The organism is Nocardia sp. NPDC051321 (assembly GCF_044455225.1).
In the GTDB taxonomy this organism is placed as follows: Bacteria; Actinomycetota; Actinomycetes; order Mycobacteriales; family Mycobacteriaceae; genus Nocardia.
On record NZ_JBITEM010000007.1, the window covers coordinates 163,412 to 176,820 of the forward strand.

Below are 13,409 nucleotides of genomic sequence, written 5' to 3' on the forward strand. Positions count from 1 at the left end.
CGGGCTCGGCGGTCATTGCTCAGACGAGTTCGGGGACGACCCGATGGCCCGCCTCGTCCTCGATGTGGGCCAGTCCGTCCTCGGTGATCTCGATGACGCGCGCGCTGGCGATATCGAAGAACAGGCCCGACACCGTCACACCGCGTTCGGCGACGGCCGCGCGTACCGCGGGGTGGCGCTGCAGGTTCTCCAGCTGCACGGCCACGTTCACCATGCTCAGCTGGTCCACCTCGCCGAAACCGGCCCGTGCCGCGGCCACCGCGACCGGGTGCCCGCGCCGGATCCGGTCCAGGCTCGGCCGCGCGTGCGCGAGCCACTTGTCGATTTCCGGGCCGGCCTTGGCCCCGGAGTGCAGTGCCTTCATCGCGCCGCAGGACGAATGCCCGCAGACCACGATGGACCGGACGTTCAGCTCTTCCAGGGCGAAGACGAGCGCCGCGTCCACCGACGGGTCGCCGACCGCGGGCACCAGGTTGCCCACGTTGCGCACCGTGAACAGATCACCCGGCCCGCTGTTGGTGATCATGTTCGGCACGATCCGCGAGTCCGCACAGGTCAGGAAGAACGAATCCGGATCCTGACTGTCGCGCAGCCCGTCCAGGTGTGGCCGCACGACGTGCGCATGACTGCGGTGATAGGCGGCGACGCCTGCCGCGATCGGGTCCGCGTGTTCGTCGCGGCGCCACGGGCCGAGGATGTCGGTCCACACCGCGCGCCCGAAGCTGCGCGACGGCGGGCCCGCCGTCGCGTACGCCATCCGCGCACTGCCGATTTCCACGAAATCGACACTGCCGCCGTTGCTTTCCTGCTGACGCACCCAGTCCTCGATGGCCTCGAAGGCGGCGTGGTCGAGGAAGTCGACGGTCATCTCGACGGTGACGTCGGCGTCGGCGGGCACCTTCGCGAATTCCGTGGACAGCTTCGGCAACGCGAGGAAGGTGCAGGAGCCGTCGATGGTGATCATCCACCGCTGTGAACCCGGAATCTGCCTGGCGCTGATGGCGACTCGCACCACCCGCCACAGCAGCAGACCGAAGGCCAGCGCGAGGCCGATCAGCACGCCCTCCAGCAGATTCAGGAACACCACCGACACCACGGTGACCGCGTAGACGAGTAGATCGCCGGTGCGCCTTGCCATTCGGATGTGCGCAAGCTTGACAAGTTGAATGCCGATCACGATCAACAGCCCCGCCAGGGCCGCCTTCGGAATCTGTTGCACCACAGCGGCCAGTGCCACCGAGAACACCAGGATCCAGACGCCGTGCAGCACCGCCGACGCCCGGCTGCGCGCACCGGCCTGCACGTTGGTGGCGCTGCGCACGATCACGCCGGTGACCGGCAGCCCGCCGAGGAGGCCGGACAGCACGTTGGCCGAGCCCTGGCCGATCAGCTCGCGATCGAAATTGGTGCGCCGACCGGAGTGCATCTTGTCCACGGCCACTGCGGAGAGCAGGCTCTCCACGCTGGCGATCAACGCGATGGTGATGACCATGAGCACCACCGCCGACCAGTCACCGCGCGGCAGTTCCGGCAGGCCGATAGCGTCGAACAGCGAGCCGTTCAACACAATTCGCTCGGCCCCGGTGGGCAGCACCATGGCGAGCACGGTGCCCGCGAACACCGCGACCAACGGCCCGGGGACCACCCGCAGTTTGCCGGGCGCGTACTTCCACCCCAGCATGATGGCGATCACCACCGCGCCGATGAAGGCGTCGCCGCCGTGCAGCGACATCAGCTGCTCGGGTAGCTGCGTGAGGTTCTTCCATGCCGAGCTGTGCGACGAACCGCCGAGCAGCACGTGAATCTGTTGCAGCGCAATGGTGATACCGATACCGGCAAGCATCGCGTGCACCACCACCGGCGCGACGGCCAGCGCGGCCCGCGCAATCCTGCTCAGCCCGAACAGAATCTGCAGCACACCGGCCGCGGCGGCGATGAAACAGGTTGTTTTCCAGCCGAATTGGTTGATGGACTCGGCAACGACGACGGTGAGGCCCGCGGCGGGGCCACTCACCTGAAGAATGGAGCCGCCCAGCAAACCGGCGACGACACCGCCGATCACGGCGGCGATCAGACCGGCGGCGACGGGCGCGCCGGAGGCGACGGCGATGCCGAGGGACAGCGGCAACGCGACCAGGAAAACCACGATGGAAGCGGGCACATCGTGCCGAATGATCGAGCGCACACGATCGGACAGGGGTCCAGAACCGCGACCCGAGTCCGCTGGGACATCCTGTGTTATCGGTGGGGCCACATCGTTCTCGACAACCATGACTATCTCCTTCGCCGAACCCGGCACAACGGCCGAGGTCGGTTGACGATCTACATGTCCAGCAGGGCATACGACCGCGAACCGGCATCTCGCGGTGAAGCAGTTCTCGACACACCAACGGGTCGAGAGGTAAACCGAAGCAAGGCTATTAGTAAAGGCTAAGCAAAGCCTGAGAATGATGCTAAGAGCGCGTTAACACCGCGCATAGCCTCATGACTGCCACATCCGGACCGTCGCGACGATTAAACCGGCGCGGCTGCGACACGGCGGCCCTCGTCATCGAATTCCGCGATACCGTCCACGGTCACCTCGATCACCCGGGCGGTGGCGATATCGAAGAACAGCCCCGAGACCGCGACGCCGCGCTCCTCGATGCCCTGGCGCACGGCCGGGTGCGCGTGCAGCGTCTCCAGTTGCAGCGCCACATTCACCATGCCCAGCTGATCGACCGCGCCGAATCCCGCCAGCGCGGCGGCCTCGGCGACCGGGTGCCCGAGGCGGAAGCGGTCGAGGCTCGGCCGGGCATGGGCCAGCCAGTCGCTGAGGCCCGAGCCGGTCCGCACCTCGCGATACAGCGCCTCCATCGCGCCGCAGCCGGAATGGCCGCACACGACGACCGCGCGCACGTCCAGCTTTTCCAGCGCGTAGATCAGCGCGGCCTCGACCGACACGTCGCTGCCCGCGGTGGGGACGAGATTGCCCACGTTGCGGACCGTGAACAGGTCGCCGGGTCCGCTGTTGGTGATGACGTTCGGCACGATGCGGGCGTCGGCGCAGGTGAGGAAGAACGAATGGGCGTCGGGGCGGTGGCGCAGGCCATCCAGGTGCGGGCGCATCAGGTGCGCGTGCCCGCGGTGATAGGCCGCGATGCCCGCCACGATCGGATCCTCGTGAATGCCGGTGCGCCGCCACGGACTGATCGCCTGGTCGATGACCTGCCGGGAATTGCCGCGCTCGGGTGGCCCCGCCAGCGCACGCGCCATCCGAGCGCTGCCGATCTCCACGAATTCGACCGTGCCGCCGTCGGATTCGTGCTGGGTGGCCCATTCGGTGATCCGCTCATACGAGGCGTGGTCGAGGAAGTCGACCGTCATCTCCACGGTAACCTCAACGCCCGCAGGCACTTTGGCGAGTTCCGCGGACAGCTTCGGCAGCGCGAGGAAGGTGCAGGTGCCGTCGATGGTTACTACCCAGCGCCGCGCGCTCGCCACCGGTTCGGCGACGATGGTCACCTTGACCACCCGCCACAGCAGCAGCGCGAACGACAGCGCGAGCCCGATCAGCATGCCAACCAACAGGTTCAGGAACACCACGCTCAGTACCGTCGCGACATACACATACAGATCACCGGTGCGGCGCGCGAGCCGGATGTGCGCCAGCTTCACCAGCTGCACACCGATCAGAATGAGCAGCCCGGCCAGCGCCGCCTTCGGGATCTGCTGCACCAGACCAGCCAATGCCACCGCGAACAGCAGCACCCAGACGCCGTGCAGCACCGTCGCCGCCCTGCTCTGCGCGCCCGCCTGCGCGTTGGTGATGCTGCGCACGATCACCGCCGCCACCGGCAGGCCGCCGAGCAGGCCGGACACCATGTTGGCCGAGCCCTGCCCGATCAATTCACGGTCGAGGTCGGTCGAGCTTTCCGGGCGCAGCTTGTCCACCGCGACCGCCGAAAGCAGCGTCTCGACGCTGCCGATGAGCGCGATGGTCACCACGGTGATCGCGATCGCGGTCCAGCTGCCGGACGGGATGGTTGGCAGTCCGATCGCGTCGAGCAGCGAGCCGTTCAGCACCAGCCGCTCGACGTGGGTCGGCAGCACCAGCGACAACAGCGTCGCGACCACCACGGCGACCAACGGCCCCGGCACCACCCGCACCCGACGCGGCACGAACTTCCAGGCGATCAGGATGACGATCACCACCACACCGATCAGCAGATCGCCGCGATGCACGGACATCAGCTGATGGGGCAGCTGGACGAGGCTGGCGAACGACGAGCTCAGCGACGTGCCGCCGAGCAGCACATGCACCTGCTGCAGCGCGATGATCACCCCGATGCCTGCCAGCATCGCGTGCACCACCACCGGCGCGATCGCCAGCGCACCCCGCGCGATCCGGCTCAGGCCGAACAGAATCTGCAACGCCCCGGCCCCGGCGGTGATGAAACACGTCGCGGCCCAGCCGAATTGGTGCACGCTCGCGGCGACGATCACGGTGAGGCTCGCGGTCGGCCCGGTCACCTGCACGCCCGACCCACCGACCAGTCCCGCGACCACCCCGCCGACCACCGCCGCGATCAGCCCCGCGGCGACGGGTGCGCCGGAGGCGACCGCGACACCGAGGGAAAGCGGCAGCGCGACCAGGAAAACCACGATCGAGGCTGGCAGATCGTGGCGGCCTATTGCGGCCAGACGTTCCGGAAAAGCGAAGTGGCGCAGCGACGTCCGTGGTGCGGAATCGGTGTCGGTGGACATATTTCTCCTTCGCCGGGCGGACGTGGACCGTCCCGGTTCATCGGTGGAACATGTACTGGCATCGAAAACGAGCGGCGGGCGTGACTCAACCGCTCGAGAGCGGCGACCCGGGTGATGCGAAGATCTGGCTAATAGTAAAGACTTCGCAAAGCATTTGGAAAGCTTTCAGGTGGAATCGGCCCCATCGTCATCGAATTGTGATCCAGATCACTGTCCAGTTCTTCCGGTCAGCCTGCGCAGCTCGAACCTGCGGGTCGATGTCTTCGATCCACAGCATGACGGGCAGACAGTCTGCTCGAACGCGCCAACCTGCCGGTCTACTTCAGATACCAGGTGACCAATCGTTCGACGAGCCCCAGATCGCAGGCCGAGTCGGGGACAGGTATCGCCGATTCGAGATTGCGACGGTCGAACTCGATGCGTTCCAAGAGGTATTTCCCGGTGTACGCCATGCGGGTAGCGACCGCTCGGTCGAGGACGGTGAGGGCGGCGTCGTCCCAATGCTCTGGCGAAACGGGGCGCAGGGTCATGCCGATGCCGGTGCCGATCAGTTCGATCGTTGCCGCCGCCGAGACGCCGACGCGGTCGGTCAGGTTGACGATCTGCGGTAGCTCATCGACTTCGGCCAAGGCCAGCAGCCACTCCACGCACGTATCGATCGGGACGAGGTTGAGTGTCGCGTCGTCGCGCACTTGCACCGCGGCCTCGCCGCCGGGGAAACGTCGCGACACGCGCCGCATGTTCGACATGAAGTTGTAGATGCCGAAATCCGATGTCGTGTGGGCGGTCTTGGAAGAGCCGACGACCTGCCCGAGCCGGAATACCGCGCCGTTGACGCCGTGCTCCCGGACGAAATCACGGAAGACCAGCTCGCCCCCGCGTTTGGTTGCCTCGTACACCGTCCGGAATTGGGTGTCGTCGGTGAGCGGTAGCCAGTTCTCTTCGGTGGCTGTGTCCGATATGCCGCCGACGTAGGCGGTGCTGATCAGAAAGAACCGGGAGCCCGGCCTGGAGTGTTTGACGAATAACCGCAACGCCCGTTCGGTGCCGTTGGTATTCACGTCCTGGAGTAAGGCGGGCCGGTTCGGCGAGAGGTCGACCGCTGCCGCGAAATGCCAGAAATCACAGGGTTCCGAGAAGATCGTGGCTGCTTGGAAGTCAGCGATGCCCAGGTACTCCTGGGTCAGTTCGCAGTCAAAGGTTTCGAGGCCGGTGAGGTCGGGTGGCATCTGCCCCTCGTTGAGGGTGGCCGACTCGAGCGACTCGGGAACGCGGGTACGCGCCCCTCTGGCAAGGGCTTTCACCCGGACGCCACGCTTGAGCAGCTCGCAGATCGTGTTGCTGGCAACGTATCCGTTGGCGCCGTCGACGACGGCTACTCGCGCATCCATCAGGCGCTCCACCGGGTGCTGCCGAACCGGCGGTCGACGGTGCCGACGAGCTGCCGCAGTGGGACACCGGGACGCTGCGCGGCGTCGAGGCATAGGTCGACGATGGTCGCGCACATGGCGGCGGCTGATTCGTCGTTCCATAACCGCTGTGCCGCGTTGAAAGTCATCGCCATCGCCTCCTGGGTTGCCTTGATCGTGAGCAGGCCGTCGATCGGGAGCACGTTTCCCACCGAGGTCCGGTGCAGTGCGTAATCCGCTGCGACGCAATCGGGGCCGAATAGTGCCGCACCGACCTGAGTCTTCGGGACATTCAGCATCTGTACCGGGAAAAGCGCGCTGTTCGGATCGATCATCGCGACGGACAGTTCCGGACAGAGCTCGAGCACCTCGATGAAGGGGTACCACTGGAATTGGTAGGCCTTCAGGCAGCTCTGCTTGAACGTCGCGACGAGGTCGGCGAACGACATCTCCGGCGACCAGCGGAATTCGAGCATAAAGGGATTGAAAAGCATGGCCACCGATTGATGGAACCGCGGATCCCGGCGGCCGTGGCTGAAGGTCGGCATGAGGTATGCGTCGCACCCACCGAGGTGCCCCAGGGTAAGGCCGTAAGCCGCGGCGATCACCATGAACGGGGTCGCGCGGAGCTGGCCCGACAATCCGCGCACCGCGGCGATTTCCGGTGCCGTCAATCGATGGTCCCCGCGGGAGGTGATCGCCTGGTGCGCCTGCGGCTGCACCGATCCGGGAATCTGCAATATCTCCAGGGAGCCAACGTATTCCGGCCAAAAGGCGCGGGCCGCGTCCGCCTCCGGCGTTTCCAGTGCGGCCAGTTCGTCGACGACGATCTGGCGATAGGGCACTTCCGGTGCCGCGGGCCGCGGTTCCAGCCCGGCGGCCGCGCGATAGCACCGTCCGATATCGCTTTTCAGCACCTCCAGCGACCACGCGTCGGACACGCTGTGGTGCACCGTCACCTGGAGCAGACGACGCTGCTCCGGTTCGTACTCGAGCAGGAGCCCGCGGACCAATGGCGCCCGCGTGAGGTCGAACGGCGCGTTGTTGTACTTGACCAGTAGCTCTTCGATCTCCGGCTCGTCCCAGGTCCGCGATGGGGCCGGTGTCACGGTCAGCTCGGGTTCGGTGGCGGAACCGATGACCTGCTCGGCCATCCCGCGGCCGCGAATCACGGCGGTGCGCAGCGCCTCATGTCGGTCGACGCACTGAATGATGGCGTCGAACAGTCGATTCCGGTCGAGCGGCCCGTCGATCGTGAGCCGGAACGAGATATTGAACGCCGCCGCCGCGCCGCCGGGCCGGATCGATTCCAGGAAGTCCAGCAGATGCTGCCCCGGCGTCAACGGCAGCCTGGTCTCCCCCGGCGGGCTCGTCATCGCGAACCCTCGTGCAGGAAGTCATGCGCCGCAACGGCATACGTCAGCGCATAACGCTTGAGGTCACGCACCGCCACCCACTCGTCGGCCATGTGCGCGATCCATTTTCCACCCGGCCCGTACACCACGCTCGGGACTTTCCCGTAATGGGTCAGGATGGTGCCGTCGGTGGTGCCCGGCACCCCGCCGAGGCTGGGCCGGACACCGTTGACCATCTCGTGCGCTCGCATCAAAGCGGTGACAAGTGGTGTGTCCGAGCCTGTTTCGACCCACGGCCGATCATCGATCACCGTGACGGCCGAACCGATCGCGCAGTCGCGTGCGGCCGTGTCGACGCACTCGCCGATCCGCTTCAACAGCGTCTCGTGGTCGATTCCCGGGACGGTGCGCACATCCAGGTAGAGCGCGCTCGTCCCGGTGATCGTGTTCAGCTGATCCGCGGTCCCCGCCCGCACCACCGTCGGCGTGATCGAGGGCGCGCCGAGCGGCGGCCGGGAGCCCACTTCCTGTATCAACGCGCCTTCTAGGGTCTCCAGGCCGAGCAGCACACGGGCCAACGCGGGCAACGTGTTCCGGCCCTGCCATGGCATCGCGCCGTGACTCATCACGCCGGTGAAATCCACCCGGAGCCGGATCGCGCCCTTCGATATCGGGCACACCTCGTCACCTTCGGGTTCGCAGCAGATCACCCCGTCGACGTCGCGGACGAATCCGTTGGCCACCGCCGTCTTGGCCCCGGTCATCATCCCCTCTTCGTCGGCGAGCAGCAACAGCCGGACCCGACCGGGAAACGAGCCAGCCAGCTGCAATGCCCTTGTCCCGTAAAGCATTGCCGCGACACCGGATTTCATGTCGGCGGAGCCACGTCCGTAGAGCTTCCCGTCGCGGATCTCGCCGCCGAACGGGTCGACCGTCCACTGGTCGAGGTCGCCCTCGGCCACCACGTCCAGATGACCCTCGAACGCCAGTGTTGGTCCGTCGCCACTGCCACCGGCGAGGGTCACCACGATATTCGGGCGGCCACCGGCGTCGAAAACCTCGGCGCGCCAGCCCCAGTCCTCGATCTTGTCGAGGAGGAAGGCCGCGACGGCGCGCTCGCCTCTGCCCTCCTCGTGCGGGGTGTGGGTCCGCACGAGCTGCTGCGTGAACTCGATGAGCTCCTGCTCGTCTATTCCGGCATCCAATGAAGAGATGTCCACGATGTGACCCCCAGGCGTCAAGTCTGTCCATGCTACGACGCTCGCTGGTGTCCCGTGCTATATCGCGCTGCTTCGTTCCGCCCTGAGCCACGACATCGCCTGCCGGAGTCCGGTGACCGCGCCCGCCTCCGTCACCACGCTCGTGCCGAACGTGCCGTTGTCGTCAATCTGCCCGAGTGCCAACAACTGTCGGCGGATCTCGACCGACTCCGCCGCCCCCGCACCGCCGTCGACGAGCCATTCATCCAGTGGCCGGAAGCTGGTGGTTCGGTGGCCTTCGACCACTGACAAGGCGTTGTCGTGCAACAACTCGACGAGCCGGCTCTCGGTGAGTGTCGTGGCATGCCCAGGATCTCGGACCCGCTGGATCGCCTCGAGTCGATCGTGCGCCGCACCGGAAAGCCCGGTGACGTTGTCGGCCACAATGACCTGACCGCCGGGCCGGGCCACCCGCGCCATTTCGGCGACGACGATGTCCGGGCGTTGGACATGATGCAGTGCACGCGTGCACATGACGAGATCGAACGCACCGTCCGGAAACGGCAGCTCCTCGATGAGGGCGACGACCAGATTCGCCTGGCTCCCACCGTCATCGGCGCGTGCCTGTCGAAGCATCTGTACCGAGGAGTCGACGCCGACGATCGTCGCGCGCACACCGACTTTCGCGGCAACGGCGGCCGCGGCGCCGGTTCCGGTGGCCACGTCGAGGACGCGCTCGAAGGCCAGCGGGCGGATCATCTCGGCCAGCAGTTCCACATCGAGGCGGCGCGCCTGTCCGCCCGCGTACGACTGCGCAATCGTCGCGAACCTCAACTGGTTTCGGGAAACCTGCGCGCGGTAGCCATCAGTCATCTGTCACACCTTCGGCGCCGTGCGGGTACCTGCTACCCCGGGCAACCGGGGAGATGACGAACTCTGATATTCGCCGATATTCATCGGCCCTACGGTACCGTGTATTCACGCAAAACACCGCGTCCGAGCTCCGGGGGGAGATCATCGGGACCGCCTGTTTCGTGGTCGGCACGCCGGCCAGCGCAGGGTGCCCGACGTGCTGCCGGCGTCCGTATCGAGGTGCCTAGCGGCAGTAACTGGGATCTCGATGGAGGCAGGTGGTTCGATGGACGCCGCCGACGTTCGGCGCGGCACCGTGCTGCTGGACTCGCCTCACACGATGGTCGGGGTGCGGGCCGCCGAGGTCGCCGAAGAGGTGGTGACCGCCGCGGCGGGGGCCATGGCTCCGCGCGTAATCGTCGTAGCGGGCAGTGGTTTCGCACTCCGTAGCTGGTCCGAACCGCTACTGGTGGCACTGCGGAAGTTTCCGCTGCGCCTGACGATCCAATCAGGTTTGCCGACACCGGAATCCGTGGCACTGCTGGCCCGCCAGATGCGGGCGCATCGAGCCGACGTGGTCGTCACGGTCGGCGGCGGCAGCGTCATGGACGCGGGCAAAGCCGCTGCGGCGCTGTCGATCACCCATGATCCCACGCCAGAATCGGTGGTGCGCGCGTGCGAAGAAGGCGCACGCGCCGAGGGTGTTCCGCCGATCATCGCGCTGCCGACGACTCCGGGAACCGGTGCCGAGGCGACACCGTTCGCCACGATCTGGCACCGGGACCAGGGCCGCAAGCTGTCGCTGCGTGGATCAGCCCTCCTACCGGTGACGGCGGTGCTCGACCCGGACCTCCTCATCGGCCTTCCCCCAGCGCATTTCGTGAGTTGCCTGCTGGACACCCTTGCGCAGGGCTTGGAGGGCGCGTGGTCGATTCGCGCCGACGAGCGATCCGAATGGCTGGGAGCCACCGCGTGGGAGCTGTCGGCCGATCTGCTCGACCGGCCGCACGACCGCCTGGGATCGGCGCAGCGCCAGGCCGCGCTGCTCGCCGGACACCTCGCCGGGCGAGCGATCGCCATCGCGGGAACCACTGTGTGCCACGCGATGTCGTACTCCTTGACGTTGCGCCACGGGCTCAGCCACGGTCACGCGTGCGGGCTCACGCTCGGGTCGGTGCTGCGGTACAACGCCCTGGTCGACGACGACTGCACCGATCCGCGCGGCGCCGCGCGAGTCCGCGGCGCTATCACCGGGGTCGTGCGGGCCGCGGGTCTGGACAGCGTCGAGGCTTTGGCCCGAAAGGTCGAGGAGCTGGTGCGATCACCCGCGCTGCCGCCGGCCCCCGACATTCGCCACGACGCGACTCGGATCGCTACCGAAGCACTCGCCTACGACCGCGCGGGCAATAACCCTCGCCGCGTGGATGTGGCGGCACTGACGCGTTTATTGGCCGGGACCGCGGAGAGAGATTATGCGCGTTGACAATTACAAGGTCGTGCACTGGCTGAACACCAGGAAAGTCACGACCGGCCAGGTAGCGGAAACCATCGGCATGGACCACGCGCAACTCGAGAAGTTGCTGGCCAGCGAGGACGAGTGGCCCGACGAGGTGGCCGCCGCGCTGGCCCGCGCGCTACAGATCACGCCCGAGCAGCTCGTCGCCAGCGGCCGATCCGAGGCGACCGTGCTGGTCCGCACCGCACAGGAACTGCGCGACACCCGGCGTGCCATTCAGCGCGACGGCATTCACTTCTACAACTACTACACAATGGCGGCACCCCAAGGCGCGGTCGCGCCGGTCATTCTCGACATTCTGTGCCCCGCCGACCGCGTTCCCCAGCTGAACAACGGCCATCTGGAACCCGCCATCACCATCAACCTCGGCCCCGGCGATATTCACGGGCGATGGGGCGAGGAGCTCGGCGAGGCGACCTGGCAGGTGATCAAGGCCAACGCCGAGGCCGACAATTGGATCGTCGGCGACTCCTACGTCGAGCCGTCGTACTGTCCGCACAGCTACTCGCTCGCCTCGGACGCTCCGGCCCGAATCGTCTCCTACACAGGACAATCCGCGCTTGCCGGGCTCATGGAGGACGTCAACGACTGGTCGGATCCCGCAGCGCGGGCCATGCTCGGCTGGCTCGACGAGAGCCTGACTCCACAGCAGGTCGCCGTCCTGCTGCTGGCCCGCCGCGGGCACACCCTCGAGTCGGCCGCGGTGCGGCTCGGCGTGCGCGAAACCGATCTCGTCGCGGCGCTCGACCAGGGCACTGCCGAGCTGTTGCGTGCGCTGGGGACGACGCTCGGCTTCGACTACCGGCTGCTGATCCAACCCGCGACCAGGCACGACGCGGTGGGCAAGACATTCAAGGACATCGCGGAATGTCGTGCGGAGACACGGAACTTCCAGGGTTACCAGGTCACTTCGATGGCGTCGGCCCCACACCTGCCCGACCTCACCGGATTGTTCCTGCGCGTAGCCGGAGACAGCGGTGCGAGTCTGTGCGAACCCGCCGAGACCCACTACCTCGTGTCCGCCGGGTCACTCACGCTGCATTGGACCGGTTCCTACGGAAGCGACGAACAGGCGGAGCTGGGTGTCGACGCGTCAGCCTGGGTGGCCCCCTTCGTGACGCATCGATGGTCCGGCGACGGTGCGCTGATCAAGCTGGGTTCCGGCCGGCATCTCGACTACCTCGACCTGTACGAACTCACCAATACCTATGCCGCGGTGTCGACTTTGCGGCGCGGCCGCCGGGACAACCGCGGCTGGGGTTACGACTCTTGAGATCCATTTCGCGTCACCAGGGGAGAGAAGATTGCGCGTCGTCTACACCGATCCCGCCTGGGCCCTGGATGATTCGGGACAGCCGGACCTCGCCAGGGCCGATATCGAACGCACGGCATTCGGCAGCGACATCGAACTGCGCCTAGGGCTGTTCGACGGCCGATACCTGGTGGCGGGCCAGGACTTTCACGATCACGTGCGCGGCGCCGACGCGCTGGTGATCTATCGCTGTCAGGTCACCCCCGAGCTGCTCGACGCGGTCGCGCCGACCTGCCGGGTCATCGCCCGCAGCGGTGTCGGCATCGACAACCTGAACGCGCCGCTGCTGGCAGGCACCGGCATCGTGTCGTTCAACGTGCCCGACTACTGCGTCGACGAGGTCAGCACCCACACCCTCGCCCTGCTGCTTGCGCTGGAACGCAGCGTTTGCACGCAGGACCGCCTCGTCAAGTCCGGCCAGTGGAATATCCACGCGGGCGGCGTGCCACGACGGGTGGGGACGCGGACCGCGGGCATCATCGGATTCGGCCGCATCGGCCGCGCGACCGCTCGGAAACTGCAGGCGTTCTACACCAAGATCATCGCCTACGACCCCTACGTGTCGGCCGACCTGATGGCCGGATACGGCGTCACCGCCACCACCGGTCTGGCCGAATTGTTCGCTGCCGCAGACGCTGTCGTGATCCACGCGGCATTGACCCCCGAGACCGAACGGATCGTCGACGCCGCGGCACTGGCCGACGTCCGGCCTGGAGCCTTCCTCGTCAACACCGCCAGGGGTCGCCTAGTAGACCCGGCCGCCGTGCTCGACGCGCTCGACGCGGGGCGGCTCGGCGGTTTCGCCTCGGACGTTTTCACACCCGAGGATCCCAATGACGATCCGACCGCGCGCAAGCTGCTCACCCGAGACGACGTGGTGGTGTCGTCGCACCGCGCGTTTCTGTCGGTGGAATCCGAGCGCAGCAGCCGACGCCGGATCGCCGAGGGAGTCGCCAACGTTCTGGCCGGCGGGCCACCACCCGCCGAAGGCAGAGTGACCTGATCCGAGAGGCAGTGCGC

At 66.9% G+C, this 13,409-nt stretch carries 9 protein-coding genes; 3 read left to right on the top strand and 6 right to left on the bottom strand.

Features of this window, described 5'->3' with window-relative positions:
• Positions 1-19: 19 nt before the first annotated feature.
• The 6 genes from ACIA8C_RS18240 to ACIA8C_RS18265 form a co-directional block, all read right to left on the bottom strand.
• On the bottom strand, positions 20-2,272 hold the full coding sequence (locus ACIA8C_RS18240; protein WP_397135987.1) for a SulP family inorganic anion transporter: 2,253 nt from the start codon (positions 2,270-2,272) through the stop codon (positions 20-22).
• Positions 2,273-2,514: 242 nt separating this feature from the next.
• On the bottom strand, positions 2,515-4,746 hold the full coding sequence (locus ACIA8C_RS18245) for a SulP family inorganic anion transporter (protein WP_397135989.1): 2,232 nt from the start codon (positions 4,744-4,746) through the stop codon (positions 2,515-2,517).
• A 317-nt stretch (positions 4,747-5,063) separates the two neighbouring features.
• On the bottom strand, positions 5,064-6,137 hold the full coding sequence (locus tag ACIA8C_RS18250) for an SDR family oxidoreductase (protein ID WP_397135990.1): 1,074 nt from the start codon (positions 6,135-6,137) through the stop codon (positions 5,064-5,066).
• A complete protein-coding gene (locus ACIA8C_RS18255) occupies positions 6,137-7,531 on the bottom strand; it encodes a condensation domain-containing protein (protein WP_397135991.1) in 1,395 nt (464 codons plus the stop codon). The genes ACIA8C_RS18250 and ACIA8C_RS18255 overlap by 1 nt, the downstream gene beginning before the upstream one ends.
• A complete protein-coding gene (locus ACIA8C_RS18260; RefSeq protein WP_397135992.1) occupies positions 7,528-8,730 on the bottom strand; it encodes a M20 family metallopeptidase in 1,203 nt (400 codons plus the stop codon). The genes ACIA8C_RS18255 and ACIA8C_RS18260 overlap by 4 nt, the downstream gene beginning before the upstream one ends.
• A gap of 57 nt (positions 8,731-8,787) precedes the next feature.
• The gene (locus ACIA8C_RS18265) at positions 8,788-9,582 is read right to left on the bottom strand and encodes a class I SAM-dependent methyltransferase (RefSeq protein ID WP_397135994.1); all 795 of its coding nucleotides are present in this window, start codon (positions 9,580-9,582) and stop codon (positions 8,788-8,790) included.
• Between the two features lie 265 nt (positions 9,583-9,847).
• Between ACIA8C_RS18265 and ACIA8C_RS18270 the strand changes: the two genes are divergently transcribed.
• Genes ACIA8C_RS18270 through ACIA8C_RS18280 form a run of 3 tightly spaced genes read left to right on the top strand, consistent with a single transcriptional unit; the run spans position 9,848 to position 13,392 of the window.
• Positions 9,848-11,044 carry an iron-containing alcohol dehydrogenase gene (locus ACIA8C_RS18270; protein WP_397135996.1) on the top strand — a complete coding sequence of 399 codons (1,197 nt, stop codon included), beginning with the start codon at positions 9,848-9,850 and terminating at the stop codon, positions 11,042-11,044.
• Positions 11,034-12,350: a helix-turn-helix domain-containing protein gene (locus tag ACIA8C_RS18275; protein WP_397135997.1), complete on the top strand. Its 1,317-nt coding sequence runs from the start codon at positions 11,034-11,036 to the stop codon at positions 12,348-12,350. Before ACIA8C_RS18270 ends, ACIA8C_RS18275 begins: the two co-directional genes overlap by 11 nt.
• 31 nt (positions 12,351-12,381) lie before the next feature.
• Complete coding sequence (locus ACIA8C_RS18280) at positions 12,382-13,392, top strand: C-terminal binding protein (protein ID WP_397135999.1); 1,011 nt, start codon at positions 12,382-12,384, stop codon at positions 13,390-13,392.
• Positions 13,393-13,409 lie beyond the last annotated feature (17 nt).